At 28.3% G+C, this 17,334-nt stretch carries 12 protein-coding genes; 4 read left to right on the top strand and 8 right to left on the bottom strand.

The window, feature by feature from the left end; all coding sequences use genetic code 11:
* The first annotated feature begins 145 nt into the window (after positions 1-145).
* The 4 genes from XO10_RS07045 to XO10_RS07060 are packed head-to-tail and all read left to right on the top strand — an operon-like array spanning position 146 to position 8,318.
* Positions 146-4,528, top strand: a complete 4,383-nt coding sequence (locus tag XO10_RS07045) for a PQQ-binding-like beta-propeller repeat protein (RefSeq protein ID WP_175421327.1) — start codon at positions 146-148, stop codon at positions 4,526-4,528.
* Between the two features lie 20 nt (positions 4,529-4,548).
* Positions 4,549-6,297, top strand: a complete 1,749-nt coding sequence (locus XO10_RS07050; RefSeq protein WP_014296889.1) for a hypothetical protein — start codon at positions 4,549-4,551, stop codon at positions 6,295-6,297.
* Between the two features lie 10 nt (positions 6,298-6,307).
* Positions 6,308-7,939, top strand: a complete 1,632-nt coding sequence (locus XO10_RS07055) for a hypothetical protein (protein WP_175418412.1) — start codon at positions 6,308-6,310, stop codon at positions 7,937-7,939.
* Between the two features lie 10 nt (positions 7,940-7,949).
* A complete protein-coding gene (locus XO10_RS07060) occupies positions 7,950-8,318 on the top strand; it encodes a hypothetical protein (RefSeq protein ID WP_014296891.1) in 369 nt (122 codons plus the stop codon).
* Between the two features lie 30 nt (positions 8,319-8,348).
* On the opposite strand, the gene XO10_RS07065 is transcribed toward XO10_RS07060, so the two are convergent.
* The 8 genes from XO10_RS07065 to XO10_RS07100 all read right to left on the bottom strand — a co-directional run bounded on the left by XO10_RS07065 (position 8,349) and on the right by XO10_RS07100 (position 17,204).
* Complete coding sequence (locus XO10_RS07065; RefSeq protein WP_014296892.1) at positions 8,349-10,433, bottom strand: hybrid sensor histidine kinase/response regulator; 2,085 nt, start codon at positions 10,431-10,433, stop codon at positions 8,349-8,351.
* 17 nt (positions 10,434-10,450) lie between these two features.
* Positions 10,451-11,530 (bottom strand): ABC transporter substrate-binding protein, encoded by a 1,080-nt coding sequence (locus XO10_RS07070; protein ID WP_175421328.1) that lies wholly within the window; start codon positions 11,528-11,530, stop codon positions 10,451-10,453.
* A 25-nt stretch (positions 11,531-11,555) separates the two neighbouring features.
* Positions 11,556-12,587, bottom strand: coding sequence for an HD domain-containing phosphohydrolase (locus XO10_RS07075; RefSeq protein ID WP_175421329.1), 1,032 nt, complete (start codon positions 12,585-12,587; stop codon positions 11,556-11,558).
* 104 nt (positions 12,588-12,691) lie between these two features.
* Positions 12,692-13,642 (bottom strand): class II fructose-1,6-bisphosphate aldolase, encoded by a 951-nt coding sequence (fba, locus tag XO10_RS07080; protein WP_014296895.1) that lies wholly within the window; start codon positions 13,640-13,642, stop codon positions 12,692-12,694.
* A gap of 64 nt (positions 13,643-13,706) precedes the next feature.
* A complete protein-coding gene (locus tag XO10_RS07085; protein ID WP_175421330.1) occupies positions 13,707-14,063 on the bottom strand; it encodes a hypothetical protein in 357 nt (118 codons plus the stop codon).
* A 1-nt stretch (position 14,064) separates the two neighbouring features.
* A complete protein-coding gene (locus XO10_RS07090; RefSeq protein WP_175421331.1) occupies positions 14,065-15,408 on the bottom strand; it encodes a radical SAM protein in 1,344 nt (447 codons plus the stop codon).
* The gene (locus tag XO10_RS07095) at positions 15,405-16,175 is read right to left on the bottom strand and encodes a type III pantothenate kinase (RefSeq protein WP_175421332.1); all 771 of its coding nucleotides are present in this window, start codon (positions 16,173-16,175) and stop codon (positions 15,405-15,407) included. The genes XO10_RS07090 and XO10_RS07095 overlap by 4 nt, the downstream gene beginning before the upstream one ends.
* A gap of 3 nt (positions 16,176-16,178) precedes the next feature.
* Entirely contained in the window at positions 16,179-17,204 is a 1,026-nt protein-coding gene (locus tag XO10_RS07100; protein WP_175421333.1) for an L-threonylcarbamoyladenylate synthase, read from the bottom strand.
* Positions 17,205-17,334: the final 130 nt, after the last annotated feature.

Raw genomic sequence — 17,334 nt, forward strand, 5'->3', positions numbered from 1 at the left:
TTCCCCCAGTCAAAAGACTGGGGGTTTTTGTTTATGTTAAATTATATATTTTTTTAGACGATTTATTATTCGAATATGTATTTTTAACTAAAAATTTGTTATAATAGTATTATGAAGATAAAATGATAAAATCGGAGGGATGTGTATGAGGAGGTATTTCTTTTTTTTAATTTTAATTTTTTCTTTGTTTTTATTTTCTAGTTGTAATCTATCCTTGCCTTTTTTTACAAAACCTGATAATGGACCTGTTGTTAATAATAATATTGATAATTCTGCTATGGTTGCTGAAGATGAAAAGAATAAAGTTGAATTTTTAGCTCCTCAGATTATAGATTTATTATCAATTGACGTTGATAATAAATTGTTTGGATCTTTTTTATCTTATGATAATCTTTTTTATTATCACGATATTGATACGTTATATATTTACTCTTTAAAGGATAAAAAAATTATATACAGTGAAAGATTTAATTCTACATTATTTAGTAATTTTATTATTTCTCATGATAATAATTTAATTTTTTCCAATGGCTCTGTTTTATATAAATATTCTTTTAAAGGGAAAAAACTTTTTGAATATGATTTTAATGAGAGCATTAAATCTATAGCCATTACCCCATTTAATGAAATATATGTTTTGTCAGATGTTGGCACATTATTTAAATTAAAGGATAAAGAAGTTCAATGGAGTAAGAGGTTAAATGCAACTATTACATCTAATTTGATTATTAGTTATAATAATAGAATATTTTTTGGCGATGCTAATGGTAATATATATATATATGATTCCAACGGTAACCGTTTAGGGGTTTCAAAGATAAGTGGTAGTGCTGTTGGAAATTTTGCCACTGATAATACAGGAAAGATTTATGTTTTAAGCAGTAATAAGTATTTATATGTTATTGATAATAATGGTGAAATTTTATGGACTAACGAATATGATGAAGTGCTTTTAAACGTATTGGTTGATGATAATTTGAATTATTATCTTGCAACAGATGAGAATATATATGTATATAATAAGGATTTTGAAGAAATAGGAAAATATGAAATTGGAAAAATCTTTACGCAGATAATATATGCTAAGGATAAAATATTGTTTGGCACAAAGGATAAATTGTTAAATGTGTTGGATTTAAAGGAGAAAAAGGTATATAGATATAAGCTTTCCGAGAATATTTTATTGGATTATATCTACTTTGATGGAAAGAATATCTTTATTCCTTTAAAAGATAAAGTAGTTTATACAAAATTAGATGTTGATTATAATGCTTTATTCTGGACACAATCTTATGGATATTTAAACAGAGGATATATGAATTTACCTCCTCAGAAGCCTATGCTGGTTTATCCTAAAAACAATACTTCTGTTGTTGTTGAAAAAGCCCTTAAATTAATATGGAAATCATATGATTTAAATAATGAGGGTTTAACCTATAATGTATATTATGGGACAAATAAAAATTCTTTAAGTTTAGCGGCAAAAAATCTTGTTAAGCCTACTTTCGAATTAAAAAATTTAAGAGGGAAAAGAACATATTATGTTAAAATTACAGCATTTGATAGTGTTAATGCTGTGGATAGTGATGTTTATGCCTTTAGAATTTTGTATAAACCTGAAAGACCTGTAGCTGTTCAACCTTTAAATGAAGAGAAAAATATATCTTTAAATCCTGTTTTAAAATGGGAAGCCAGAGATAAAGATAGTACAAGATTAAAATATAATCTGTATTTTGGCGAAGATAAAGATAATCTTTCTCCTGTTGCAACTAATCTCACATTAAATACATTTGATTTAAAACAGAAATTAAAGCCTTCTTTTAAGTATTATTGGAAGGTAGAGGTTATTGATGATAATAATAATAAGAATATTAGTAATGTTTTTGAATTTGTTACTTCAAATCCGCCATCTACACCTGTTATATTGGAACCTAACCTTTCTCAGGAAATTTCCTATGATGCAACATTTGTATGGGAGTCAAAAGATGAGGATAACGATAATTTATCCTATGATTTATATTTGGGATATGATGATGGTGAAATGAAAAAGATTATTGAAGATTATAAAAAGAATGAAATAGTTATTTCATATTTATCTCCTGGTAAGAGTTATAGGTTTAAAATAGGGGTTAGAGATGGTAAGGGAAATTATGTGGAAAGTAAGGTATATATTATAAAGGTAAAGTTTTCTCCTATTTTACAATGGAAATTTATTATGGATGACAAAGTTGAAGGTAATCCTGCATTGGATAATGAAGGGAATATTTATGTTGGAGATAATAGCGGTTATTTCTATAAAATAAATTCTAAAGGCATTTTATTATGGAGATTTAAAACAGAGGATAAAATCTGGTCCAGTCCAACTTATTATAATGGCCTGGTTTATTTTGGAAGCAATGATGGTTATTTATATGTATTAAATAGCAAAGGTGAATTAATCTGGAAATTTAAAACGCAGGATATAATAACCTCTTCTCCTTTAATAGATATAGATGGGACAATATATGTGGGAAGCTGGGATGGATTTTTGTATGCGATAAACCCGGATGGAACTTTAAAATGGAAGTTTAAGACTAATAATTCTATTAGCGGAAGTCCTGTAATGGGAAGAGATGGAACAATATATATAGGTAGCTGGGATGGATTTTTGTATGCGATAAATCCAGATGGTACTTTAAAATGGAAATTTAAAACAGAAAATAGAATATCCCAGACAGCAGCACTTGATAGGGAAGAAAATATCTATATTGGCAGTGAAGATGGAAATCTTTATGTTTTAAACTTTGAAGGGGAATTAAAATGGAAGTTTAAGACAGAAAGTTATATAAAATCTTCACCTGTTATTGATAGGAATGGTGTGGTATATATTGGAGGTTGGGATAACTATTTTTATGCAATAAATCCTGACGGTTCTTTAAAATGGAAATATAAGACAGAGTATGTATTGTTGTCTTCGCCGGTAATAGGTGATTTGGGAAATATATATATGGCAGGTTACGATCATTTTATTTACTGTTTTGATGAGGAAGGATCTTTGAAGTGGAAACGTGAAATGAATGATATGATAGGAACTAATCTCATACTTTCTAATAATAAGCTTATTTTTGCAGATGTAAAAGGATTTCTTTATGTTTTAAATGTTCAGGATAAAAATCTGGATTCTCTTGCACATTGGCCTGCATTTAAAAGGGATAACTTTAATATGGGTAAGCTGGTAACTGTAAGAAATTCTTTGCCGTTGGGACCTGATAATCCTTATCCAGAGGATAATCAAAAGGATGTTTCGCTGTATACAAAGTTAAAATGGCAGGCTTATGATATGGATGGAGATAAAATAGTATATGATTTATATTTTGGTACAGAAAAGGATAAATTGAAAAAGATTGTGGAAAATTCACCGGTATCTGAATATACGCCTGAACATATATTATCTCCAAAAACAGTATATTACTGGAAGGTTGTTGTAAAAGATGTTAGAAATGGAGTAAAGGAAGGGCCAGTGTGGTCATTTAAAACAATAAATCCATATGGAAAGATAAAATGGAATTTTAAAACACTGGGCTGGGTTGAAAATACACCTTTGATAGTGGGAAATAGCATATATTTTGGTAGTTATGATAAATATTTCTATGCATTAACTACAAATGGTAATTTAAAATGGAAATTCCTTGCAAATTCAGAAATTATTGCTTCTCCGAATACAGAGGATAATAACATAATATATTTTGGAGATGTTTCTGGAAGATTATATTCAATTACCAGAGATGGAACGTTAATCTGGACATTGAAATTAGATGGTGATATTATCTCTACACCTCTTGTAAAAAATGGTAAAATATATATAGGAACATCTAATGGAATATTATATGCAATAGATAAAAATGGTGAAATTCTATGGACATTTAAAACAGGAGATTATATTGCGTCTATGCCTTCTTATTATGATGGAAATATAATCTTTGGAAGTTCCGATTCATATGTTTATTCTATTAATGAAAAGGGAGAGTTAAACTGGAAGTTTAGAACAAGTGGTGCTGTAAAATCCTCGCCGTCTATAGATAATGAAGGAAATATATATATTGGAAGCGATGATAATTATCTATATAAACTGACAAAGGATGGAATACTGGTATTTAAATTTAAAACAAATAGTTCTATTCAGACAAAGGCAAGTATTGATTCAAATGGAAATATTTATTTTGGAAGTTTAGATCATTATCTATATATTATAAACAAAGAAGGAAAGATTATTACCAGATTTAAAACAGATGGACCAATTATTTCAACGCCGACATTTGATGATAAAGGATATATATATTTTGCAAGCCTTGATTCTAAAGTATATGCGTTGAATAAAGATTATAAGATTGATTGGATATTTAAGAGCGGATATGGGATATCTTCAAGTCCAATAGTAAAGGATGGTATATTGTATATTTCAAGTAAAGATGGATATATGTATGCTCTTCAAATTGAAGGTGAAAATACTCCAGAAAACTATATTATAAAAAATTATTATAATAAATAACTTTGAAGGGGGCTGGATTAATGAAGAAGTTATTACTGATACTTTTGGTAGGAATGATGATGATTTTAAGCAGTTGTGGTCCATTGGCGTTTTTAAATCCTTTTGGAGGTAAAAAAAATAATGTGTCCACTACTTCACAAACAAAGAATTTATCAAGAGCAGAAGCTTTCTGGGATCAGCAAAAGATTTTTGTTGATAATTCCACCAATTACCTTTTAAAGGCAGCTGTTATACCGGGTACAGAAGGAAAGAAGATATTGGAAATTTATGATGAATCAATTTCAGAAAATCCAAGGGTAGAGATAGAAATACCTTCTGTATTTACAGATTTCAACATTGATTATATTTTAAGAATCTCTGCAGGAAATTATTATTTAATAGGTAATTTTTCCATATCTATTGGTAAAAGCAGCGGAAAGATATGGAAAATAGTATTATTAAAAAATGCCAATACAAATCCTATTTTGAGAATTCCAGATGCAGAAGCAGAAAATATAAATTTAAAAATCAATGTTTTAACTTCAAGAAATGAAAAATTCCCTGGTTCATGGCAACCAATTCAAATGGATAATACAGGATGGTTGTATTTCATAAATACAGCTAATGCAGGATTATATGCATTTGACTATGAAACAGGTGATTATTATAGATTGGTTGATAAAGAAAATAAGACACTGGATAAATTTTCTGCAAATGATTATTATCAGATAATAAATAATTTTATTGTATATTCATCAGGAAATAAAATTTATGTTGGTAAATTAGGGGTTACGGCAACTCTTGAAGAAGGACAGAAGATAAAAACTGTTACAGGGGTTAAAGAATTATATGATTTATCAAATAAGGTTTCATATCCAATTGCTATGTCAAATTCCGGATATATTGTTTATCTTGATAATACCGAAAATATATCCAAGCTAAAATATCTTAATTTAAACGCAAGTAGTTCAAAACCAACAGAATTAAAGCTCTTTACTGATATAGAACAGAATTCTGATGTAAAACTTGGAGGAAGCGTTAAGTTAACCAATAAAGATGTGGCAATAAAAATAAACAATATTGAAAGTGCTATATATAGCGATGGAAAAACATATATTTTATTTTCAGATTTAACAATAAAGTATAAGGTTCAAATAATTTTAGATTATAAGGTTCAAATTCCACTGGATGATCAAAACGAAGCAAGTTATTATGCTGTGTTGGTTGTTCCTCATAACAGGGATAATTATCCATTATTCACCAAAAAGGTAATTTATTTATTTGAAAAACCACAAAATGAAAATAACGGAGTAAAAAAGATTTTAAATAAACATTTCTTTGCTATAGTTCCAGCAGATCCACACAAAACTCTTGAAGATGGATCATATATTAAAAGATTTGATTTAACAAGTTCAACAGAATATAAAATAGAATTTAAAAAGGTTCAGGAAGAACAGGTTAAAGATGCTGCAGATATTAATCTCATTATAAAAGGTAATAAAATGCAAGTTAGATTAATGACACCTGTAAATCTTGATTTTGAAAAATTAAAGAATTTAGCTGTAAGAAATAATATTCCATATAAGTTTAAAACAATAAATTCAAAATTTGCTGATGACTTTGGAATATATATGTATTTTGAAGGTACAGACCTTGAAAATAAACCTATTTATGGGATATTGGATTTAACAAAAATAAATAATGAAAAGATGGAAGTAATAAGGGTTTTAAATAATGTTGATGTTGAATCGTTAAAGAGAGAAGCAGTAAAAAATATGATTACAAAGTGAGGTGTGAAGAATGAAAAAATTAATCTATATTTTTATATTAGTGATTATGTTAATGTTTGTTGGCTGTGTTACAAAAGAAAAGGTTGAATTTATAGAACCAACGTTTATTGAAAACCCAGATGTAAATTTAATAAATTTAGATGAAAACAGATTATATGTAAGTTATGATAAAGATGGGAATCAGGTTGTTTCTGGATTAATCACAATAGATAAGGATAATAATTTATCCTATTTAAGATTAACAGGCCTGGATAAGGTTTTATGGTATAGCGAAGTTTTAACAAAATTCAGCACCCAGAATATAAATACAGTTTTAATGGATGAAGAAAATGGAAATGTTTATGTAAATGGAACTTTTGAATTTGGAGATAATGAAAAAAGAACAGTTTTGCTTTATCCTGCAGGAAAAGATTTACCAAATTCAATTTCTACAGAAGAATTATATACTGAAAGAGTTGAGGCTAACGGAAAAACATGGTCTCCTTTGCAATTTGATTCAAATGGAAAACTTTTTGGATTTACTACAGATAAATATGAATTATTGATGTTTGATAACAATGTAAAAATTTCAAAACAACCAACATCAATGAAGATTACATTGGATAAGGATAATTTGTATTTTAAAGTATTGCAAAAAAATAAGGACAATAATAATGAAAAAGATAAATTATTATGGAAAGAAAAAGATGGTAGTAAAATAATTCTTAAGATTAGGGAGTATAATGAATCAGGGCTTTCTGGTAATGCAACGGTTTTAATTTCAGATTTATCAAATAAAAAAGGACCATTTTTATTAAACACGGATAAGTTATTATATGGTGAATTATCAAATTCAAAGATAGCAACACTTGTATCTATAAATACCTCAACAGCTACTAGTGATATAATAGATTTATTTCCTGAGGATATAGTAAAAGATACAGATATAGAACTTGTTGGAGCAAGTAATGCAGATATATCAGAATCACCTGTTTCAACAGCAACATTTGAAGGTATTTATGATGTATATTCAAAAGATAATTCTGCATATGCAGTATTTAAAAATTTCACACTTGAATCTACAATGGTTATTGAAGACTTAACAAGAGGGGCAACGAATGTAGTAATAGCAAATACCACAATTCCATTGTTTGTAGTGGAATTTCCAGAAGAAGGTAATATAACCCAAACAGCAACAAAAAAAGTAAATATATATTATTTATCAGAAGAGTATAAGGATATTATTAACGATGAATCAGATATTTATATTTCACCGGAGAATTATATAATAATAAAGACAGGTAATAATCTATATAAAATAGATTTAAGATCAAGTATAGAATCTGATTTTGTGGTAAATTATCAAACAGAAGACGAAAAATTGAGCTATAATGCAAAGTTTAAGTATTTTGCAAAGAAATACAAATTTAATGTATTGGATTTAAATTCAACAAGATTAGCAGGTTTGAATAATATTCAGGATATAGAATTTTATGATCAATATGGAAGATTTGCATATATTAAATATGGATCAAATAAAAATGTAGCTATATATGATACATATAAAGATGAATTATATACAGGTGATGGAGAGCTTTCATTAAATATGAGCGTTGAAAAGTTTACACAGATCTATGAAGAAATAATTAAAAATGCAAAGTGAGGTGTGTGAAATGAAAAAAATAGGAATATTTTTACTTCTAAGTATATTAATAATTTCAGTTTCATCATGTACGGATCTTGATGTTACTTCAATGTTTTCAGGTAAGGTAAATATAGCAGTTGTTAATAGTGTATATTATACAGATGGAAGCTCTACAACTATAAATTTAAAATTATATAAGGATAGTAAACCTGTTAAATCATTAAATGTAGAAAGCGGAAAAAAGGTAGAAATAAAAGATCTAGATAAAGGTGATTATAAATTCGAAGCCAAGTTAGATAAAGATGAAAAAACATATTCTGATACAATAAAAATTGATAAAGAAGTTACTATTGTAATAGAAAGCAAAGATGGAGTTCTTAAATTTGAAATAAAATAAAAAAGCGAGCATTATGCTCGCTTTTTATTTTTATCTGGTTATTGCAGTTATTAATTCAGCAAACTCAAAAGGTTTATTTAGAATTAAAACATTGAATTTTTCAAGCTTCTCTCTAACTTCATCTGATAAATATCCTGTGATTACTACAATTTTAACATCTGGATTATATCTTCTAATATATTCTACAAGTTTATCCCCTGTTTCTTCAGGCATCATATAATCTGTAATAACAATATCTATAATATCTTTAAATTTCTCATATAATTCAATTCCATTTTTTACACAATGGGCAGTATAAACTGTTGCTCCCATTTTTTCAAATTGTTTTTTTAAATTTTTTCTTATTCCAATTTCATCGTCTACAATTAATATATTTTTTCCTTTGAGATTTGTGGTTTCATATATTATATCCATTTCATTAAATATAATTTTATCGGTGGTTGTTGGTAGATAGATTGAAAAAATGCTTCCTTTATTTGGAGAAGAAGAAACTTCTATTTTTCCATTATGATCTGATATTATTTTGTTAACTATTGCAAGACCAAGTCCGGTGCCTTTTTTCCCTTTTGTAGTATAAAATGGATCAAATATTTTTTTAATATTTTCTTCTGGAATTCCTGTGCCATTATCTATTATCTGTAGCTTTATGAAATTATTATTTTCTATTATTTCTGTTGATATATTTATTATAATTTCAGGTTTTTCAACATTTTTTACAGCGTCACGGGCATTTGTAATTAGATTTAGTAATACCTGAGTTAGCTGATTTTGATCACCGAATATTTTAACATTATTATCTATGTTATTGTTTATGGATAATTTTATATTTAATGGAATTCCTTTTCTCAGTAGCTTATATGTATTATTTATAAATTCATTGAAATTAAATGTTTCAAAGTTAACATCTCCTTTTTTTGAAAAAACAAGCATTTGCTTTATTATATTACTTGCCCTTTTTATTGATTCTTCAATATTTTCCAATGATTCATTTATTTCTTCGGGATCATCTGTATATTTCATAAGTTCTACTTCTGTTTTTAAAACGGTGAGTATATTATTGAAATCATGAGCAAATCCACCGGCCATTAAACCCATTGTTTCCATTTTCTGGCTTTGCATAAGTTCAAACTGTGTTTCTTTGAGTTGTTTAAGTGTTGTATTTACATTGTTCATAAGAGCTATAAATGCATTATTTATAAGATGATTTTCATTAAAATGAGTCTCTTTTTGCAGAATAATATCTCCTGGATTCCAATTTCTTCCCCATTGGGTAATTTGCTTCATTTCATGAATAAAACTTCTTTCAAGTGTATGGATTATTATAAAGATTATTATTAGCATTAATAAAATTATTAGAAAAGATAGTTTTAAATAGAAAAGGCTATTTGAAAATTTTTCAAATGGAGTTATAAAATAAATATTACCGCTAAAAAAATCGAGTTTTTTTGAAGAGATTACGGCGTTTGCACCAAAAAATTGTTTAAGCTCTTCTTTGTTGTTTATTATTCTAATTTCATACGGAGAATTATTTAAGAAAACAACATTTTTATTCATTGTGAATATAATGTATGTTTTTTCAGGAACGAATTTTAATATTTCTGATTTTATAAATTCATTATCAAAGATAAAGATATAATACAGATTATTATCGTATTTTACAATTGCTGAGATTTCCGGAGAAGAGGATAAAGGTGAAAATACAAAAGGCAAAACCCTGTATTCACCAACAACCATATTTTGACATGTGTTTTTATAATATTTTACTGAAAAATCTTTTTTTAGATGTTCTGAACCTTGTTTTAGAATATTTTTTATTTTATAATGTTCATCAAAAGAATAAGCCCCTTTTATATATTCGAGGTGAAATAACTTTATATTAATATAATCAGGTGTTGTGTATAGATCAACTTTTATTACATTCATCCATTGATCTATTAAGGTTTTTACGTTGTACTCTGTTAAATCCATTAATTTTTCCTGTTTTTCAAGCTCATTTTCTTTTAATGCTGACGTGGTTGTTTTTATTATAATAATGGAGATAATTGCGAATATTATAAATGTGAAGATGATAATATAATTAAAGTATTCAATGAAATTTCTTTTTTTATTAAGCATAGTTATCACCGCTTAATTTAATTGATTATTTCTACCCATTTATTTCCATCATAAATTCCAAAATACATATTTTTAGAGCTTTCGCCATATTTGTCGAATTTTACATTACCAAAAATAGTTTTAAATTCATGTTCTGTAATAAATTTTTCCATTTTTTCTGGTGTATTATTTCCTGATTTGTAAGTTTCCCAGAAAATTTGCATAATTTCATAACCTAAAAATGCATGTAAAGAAGGTTCTTCTTTTAAATCATTTATAAAATAATCATAGAAATCCTTTAATTTTCCTGTGTATTCATATGGATAATGCGAAGGGACAATAACGTTTTTCAGATAATCTCCAGCAGCTATTTCAAGCCCTTTGCTTCGTACCCATGGAGTGGTTATAATATTTACATTTGAATTTGTTAATTTTAATTCCTGAATAACCATTCCAACTTCTCCAATTAAACCGGCAATAATATATACATTATTCTGGTTTTTATATGCATTTGTAATAAGGTCAATATATCCATCTGTTTTAAAATTAACCTTCAAATGTTCAATATGTCCCTTAAAATAAGTTTTAAAATATTCATATGCTGCCTCAGTGTATACAGGGTTTGAGGAATCTACTATGACAAAGATATCTTTTATGTTTTTCTTATTAAGAAAATTAGCTATTTCTTTTTGTTCTTTTTCTGTATCGGGAATTGTTCTAATAATTCTGTCGTCTATTCCCTTAAATTTAGGAGAAGTAGCAGAGATAACAAGACCTAAAATGTTGTCAGTTTTTAGTTTTTTATATACTCTATTTAATGAGCTTGAAGTGGTGCCAAAAATTATAAATCTGACACCTTCTTTTTTTAAACGATTATACTCTTTTTCTATCTTTTCCTGATCCCAGCTATCATCAGCAGGAATAACGGTTATATTGCTTTCAAGGTTGTTTTCCCTGATATAAAGATTAATAGCTTCAATTAAGGATTTTCCTGAGGGCATTGCTCTGCCAGATAAGGCTGTAATTACACCAACCTTAACAGGATTTTTTGAACATGAAATTATTAAAAATACAGAAATTAATAGAATAATAAAAATAAAGATAAATATTTTTTTCATAAAATCCCCCCTAAAATTTAATAAATTAGTCGGTGAATTTTTCTCGTAACTGTTTAAAGAGATGTTGGATATTTTCAAAAGCTTCAACTATTTCTGGATCAAATTGTGTTCCTTTACCCTCTAATATTTCGCTAACAGCAAATTCATGACTTTGAGCATCTTTATAAACACGTTTAGAGGTTATGGCATCATATGTGTCACATAACGATACAATTCGTGCGGAAAGCGGTATTTGCTCTTCTTTTAATCCTTCAGGATAGCCTTTTCCATCCCAGCGCTCATGGTGATGAAGAACCACTTCATGGATGGTTTTAAAGTATTCAAATGACATTGTTTCTTCAGAGATTTCGCTTAACATTCGTGCGCCATAGACAGTATGCATTTTCATTATTTCAAATTCATTTGCTGATAGAGGCCCGGGTTTTGATAAGATCTGTTCAGGAATAAGTAGTTTTCCAATATCGTGTAAAGGTGCTGCATGATGTAATTCATAGAGAAATGAGATATCAGGTTCTTTGCCTATAAGATGAAAGTATTCTTTTGCAAGTAATACCGCAAATTTTTGGACTCTTTCTATATGTTTTCCAGTTTCAAAGGATTTAAATTCCGTCATTTTAGATAGCATTAAAATAAATGAATCTTTTATTTCCAGTGCATGATGTCTTTCTGCTGCTTTAAGACGTGCCTTTAATTCATGAATTTCAAATGGTTTTGTCATATAGTCATCAGCACCTAATTCCAAAGCCTTAACAATACTATCTTTATCTTCAATACCACTTAGAACTATTATGTATGGTTTTCGTTCAATAAAGGTATTTGATATTTTTTCTAAAACTTCAAATCCATCAATTCCAGGCATTTTTAAATCTAAAATTATAAAATTCACGTGTATTTTCTTTTCCATTAATTGTACAGGCTCAGAAGGTAAGATCATATTTATTACTTCCTGACCATCCTGAGCTTCATAGATTTCATATCCCCATTTTTTTAAAAGTCGTTTAAGACTATATCTCACAGAGTCTTCATCATCAGCTACAAGTATTTTTAAGTTTGCCATATCTTCACCTCTTTTCTGTGGTTTACATATTTGTTAATACATTATTATTATATCATAAAAAAGGCCCGGATTTTTAAATCCAGGCCTTTTTTATGATATATGTATTATTTAAATAATTCTGCTTTTCCTGCTGAACCAAGAACTTCCATTCTATCTGAAATAACCTTAATTGTATATTCTTTGGCAAGTTTGAAGTATTTTCTTGGATCAAATTCTTTTGGGTTGTTGTTTAAGAATTCTCTTAAACCAGCAACAAAAGCAATTCTTAAATCTGTATCTGTATTTACTTTATTAATTCCACATTTTACAGCTTCTCTTAAGATATCTGCTGGAACTCCTTTGGCTCCACCAAAGTCTGCACCGTGCTTTTCGGCAATTTCAACAAATTCTGGAACTACTGATGAAGCGCCATGAAGTACCAAAGGTATTTTTGTATATTCTTTTACCTTTTTAATTCTGTCATAATCGATTTTTGCTTCTCCTTTAAATTTAAATGCTCCGTGTGAAGTACCTACTGCTGGTGCTAAGAAATCAACACCTGTTTCTTCAACGAATATTTTTGCTTCTTCAGGATTTACAAGAACATTTTCAGCTGCTACAGCTTCATCTTCAACACCGGCTAATTGACCAAGTTCAGCTTCAACTGAAACACCTGCAGCATGTGCAATTCTTACAATTTCTTTTGTTCTTTTCATGTTTTCTTCAAATGGATGTTCTGAAGCGTCGATCATTACTGATGAGTATCCAGCTTTTATTGCTGTTACTATATATTCGAAATCTTTACCATGATCAAGATGTAAAGCTACAGGAATATCAACTTCATCTGCAAATGTTTTAACCATTTTAACAAATAATTCGGCACCTTTTCTGAAATCGCCATTTCCTGCATATTTCATAGCACCCTGACTTGTTTCAATAATAACAGGTGAATTCATTTTTACTCCAGCTTCAATTATATAGTGTAAGAACTCAAGGTTGTTAATATTTAATGCTGGAACACCATAACCGTTTTTATCTGCATTTTCAAGTATAACTTTAGTATCTACGTAAGGCATACTTTTCCCTCCCATTTTTCAATGATTTTTCAACATATTATACCATAATTCTGTTACATCTCGTTTATCCGTTAGAATTGAATTTTCTTCGTGAAATTTCTTCGTTTACCTTCATATATCCATTTTTTATGGCGATTTTTCCTTTATTTGTTGTTTTTAAGAGTTTTTTAATTTTTTCCATTTCAGGTTTTATGTGATTAATTCTTTCTTTATCTTTTTCTAAGATAAACAGGGCTTTTTCTTTTATTTTTTCATTATCTGCAAATGGCAACATTTTTTCGAGTATTTTTTTTCTTTGTTCTAAGATTTTAGGCATTGTTTCATAATCTTCGTTTTTGATCATTCTGTCTATTAATGACTCTATCTTTTCCAATTCTTCAATTAACAAACTTATTTCTTTCAAATTTTCATTTTTATCCATATTAATGCCTCCCAAGGAGATTGTATTCTTCTTTCTTTTTTTGAAGGTATTTTTTAATTCCTTCTATTTCTTCAATATTCATACCATGTTTCCACCAATATGGTAATATGGAGTTATTAAGCAATAATGGATCGGTATTTATATCTAGCCAGCCTTTTTCAACTAATTCCATATATTGTGGTGTATTTGGTATAGGTGTAAATTCATTTACAGAAGGTATTATATTATTTTCTAAACAAAAATCTATAGCTCTTTTTACATCGTCTACCTTTTGTTCTGGTAAATTGGCCATTATATAAGCAGAAACATCTGTAAGTCCTTCATTTAAGAGGTAATTTGCTGCATTTTTTAAATCTTCATTGGAAACCTTTCCACCTGTTTTTTTCTGTAATTCTTCATCTGAAGTTTCATAACCGAGTTTAATTATTTTAAAATTAGCTTTAGCAAATAATCGAGCTATTTTTGGTGTTACAAGTTTTGCGTGTATGCCATTTGGCAAATGGTATCTAACATTAAATTTGGATAATTCATTCAGTAATTCTTCTTTTTGTGGATGTAATAAGAATGCGTCATCAAAGAAAACCACATCATTAACAGGCTTTTCTGATAAGATTGTTTCTAAACCGGAAATTATTTTTTTTACGCTACGTGTTTGATATTTCCACATTCTTGGCGTTACACAATATGTACATCTAAATGGACAGCCTATTGACGAGGTTATAACTACATGTGGTAATTGGGAATTATATAATTCATAAGCTGGATCAATCTCTTCAAACCAATTGAAATTATCTATTTGAAGATTATAATATTCCAGCATTTTATTAATTGCAAATGTTCCTGTTCCATTTATTATTTGTACATTTAATTCTTCAAAAACCTTTTTGGCATGTATTGGCATTATATTAACGTATATTCCTCCGAGAAATATAGGTTTTTCCGGAAATATTTTTCTTATTTCCTTTATTGTTTCATATACGCCATAATACCAATATGTCATTACAGAGGTGACTATTATTCCATCTACATCCGAATAAATTTTCAATCTTTTTTTAAACTCTTCTTTTGGAAGACCATAACGCTTGAATCTTCTTGGTATATCCTTTAATACAGGTGGATTTTCAACCTTTTCATAATGAAATTTTCCTGTGCCGTAATATCTATCTTTTATTTTGTCGTTTTTCACAAAATAATTATCATATCTGTTCATTAAGTCCAATAAACTTACCTGAAATCCTTCTTTTTTTAATATTCCGCCTACGTATAACAAACCTAATGGTTTCAACCAGAAATCGTATGCTGCTGTATCGTATATCCAGGGATTTATTAGCAAAAAATGCTTCATTTATTATCACCTTTTAATAGGTCATAGTATACATTTAATCCTTTTAAGGTTAAATATTGATCATATATTTCAAATTCCTTTATTACACCTTTTAAACTCCTGCCAATTCCACCAGTAAGCACAACTTTAAAATCTGTATTATATTCTTTTTTTATTTCTGAGATTAATTTTTGTATACCATATACTACCGTTTTTATTATACCTATTTGAATATTGTCAATAGTATTTTTTCCAACGGTATAGTCAAGAAATTTAAATTCTACCTGTGGTAATTTTGCGGTTTTTGAGAATAATGCCATCATCTGGGTGTTTATTCCAGGTATAATGGCGCCACCTATAAAATCGCCATTATATACTACATCTATTGTTATGGCAGTTCCAAAGTCTATGGATATAGCATTATTTCCGTAATATTTTTTTAGAGCCAATGCATTTACTATTCTATCTGCACCAACTTCACGAGGATAATCAACCTTTAATTCCATGCCTTTTAATTGAGTAGCGTTTACAAATATTGCTTCTACATTAAAATATTTGCTCGCATATTTTTCAAGTATATAATTTACAGAAGGTACGACAGAAGAAATTATAACTGTGTCTATTTCATTTTCAGAAATGCCTTCTCTTGATAGAAGTGAGTATAAATGCGAATATAATTCATCTTCTGTTTCAAATGATTTTGTTCCAATTCGCCAGGTTTTTAAAAAGTCATTTTCAAATAATCCTATTACCATATGAGTGTTTCCTACATCAAATAATAGTCTCATTTCCTACCTCCATATCTCTGTTGCAGCTTTTCTTAATCTATTCATTATGGATATTCCCAATCCTTTATCTTCTACTCCTTCTATAATTATAACATCATTGTTGGTTTTGTCAGCTTCTCTCAAAAAACCAAATAAATTTGTTGCTATTTCAAAGTAATTTTCTATACTTCCAGAGACTAATATATCCATATTAGAAAAATATTTTGTATCTTCTTTAAAAGTTATAATTAAAGGATTTTTATAATTTTTAGCAAGTTGATGTATTTTTTCTATTCTATTCCCTGAATATTCTATAAGGATAGTTTTTTTGTCTGGAGCATAGTGTCGATATTTCATTCCAGGTGCTCTGGCAACATCAACCTTTGCTTTTCCATATATAAATTCAGGAATTTCTATTTTTCCAAATATTTCATGTAATTTTTCCGGAGTAATTGGTCCAGGTCTTAATAATGTTGGAATCTTTTCTGTTAAATCTATAACTGTTGATTCAAGACCAAAATCAACCTTTCCTCCGCTTATTATTACATCTACTCTACCGTTTAAGTCCTCAATTACATGTTGAGGATCAGTAGGACTGGGTTTTCCCGAAAGATTAGCGCTTGGAGCGGCTATTGGTGTGTTTGATTCTTTAATTAAAGCGCGAGCTATTGGATGTGCAGGAATTCTTACGGCAACTGTATTTCGCCCAGCTGTTACAATATCCGGTATATTTTTCTTTTTTTTCAAAACAAAGGTTATTGGACCTGGAGTGAGTATTTTTATTTTTTCAAATAAATTTTTATCTATTTCCACAAAATCCAATATATCTTTTATATCACTAAAATGAGCAATTAAAGGATTATCTGAAGGTCTTCCTTTAGCTATAAAGATATTTTTTACTGCAGTTTCGTCAAGAGCATTTGCGCCTAACCCATAAACGGTTTCTGTAGGGAAAACCACTAATTTTCCAGCTTTTATATATTCAGCTGCTTCTTTTATTTTTTCAAGCTGGAAATTTAAAGGATCTATTTCTAAAATTTTTGTTTGCATGAAATTCTCCTTTCGCCTTTAAATTTGTTTGGTATTTTAATTATATCATCTAATTATTATAATATTTATATTTTTAATATTATTTTGAATTTAGAATAAAAATATGTTATAATTACTATTAGATAAATTA

Origin of the sequence: Marinitoga sp. 1135, assembly GCF_013363245.1 — a bacterium.
Taxonomy (GTDB): Bacteria; Thermotogota; Thermotogae; order Petrotogales; family Petrotogaceae; genus Marinitoga; species Marinitoga piezophila.

Bases quoted from the DNA above. Each gene is read 5' to 3' on its own strand.
- XO10_RS07045 (WP_175421327.1), top strand. From the start codon at position 146: ATGAGGAGGTATTTCTTTTTTTTAATTTTAATTTTTTCTTTGTTTTTA.
- XO10_RS07050 (WP_014296889.1), top strand. From the start codon at position 4,549: ATGAAGAAGTTATTACTGATACTTTTGGTAGGAATGATGATGATTTTA.
- XO10_RS07055 (WP_175418412.1), top strand. From the start codon at position 6,308: ATGAAAAAATTAATCTATATTTTTATATTAGTGATTATGTTAATGTTT.
- XO10_RS07060 (WP_014296891.1), top strand. From the start codon at position 7,950: ATGAAAAAAATAGGAATATTTTTACTTCTAAGTATATTAATAATTTCA.
- XO10_RS07065 (WP_014296892.1), bottom strand. From the start codon at position 10,433: ATGCTTAATAAAAAAAGAAATTTCATTGAATACTTTAATTATATTATC.
- XO10_RS07070 (WP_175421328.1), bottom strand. From the start codon at position 11,530: ATGAAAAAAATATTTATCTTTATTTTTATTATTCTATTAATTTCTGTA.
- XO10_RS07075 (WP_175421329.1), bottom strand. From the start codon at position 12,587: ATGGCAAACTTAAAAATACTTGTAGCTGATGATGAAGACTCTGTGAGA.
- fba (WP_014296895.1), bottom strand. From the start codon at position 13,642: ATGCCTTACGTAGATACTAAAGTTATACTTGAAAATGCAGATAAAAAC.
- XO10_RS07085 (WP_175421330.1), bottom strand. From the start codon at position 14,063: ATGGATAAAAATGAAAATTTGAAAGAAATAAGTTTGTTAATTGAAGAA.
- XO10_RS07090 (WP_175421331.1), bottom strand. From the start codon at position 15,408: ATGAAGCATTTTTTGCTAATAAATCCCTGGATATACGATACAGCAGCA.
- XO10_RS07095 (WP_175421332.1), bottom strand. From the start codon at position 16,175: ATGAGACTATTATTTGATGTAGGAAACACTCATATGGTAATAGGATTA.
- XO10_RS07100 (WP_175421333.1), bottom strand. From the start codon at position 17,204: ATGCAAACAAAAATTTTAGAAATAGATCCTTTAAATTTCCAGCTTGAA.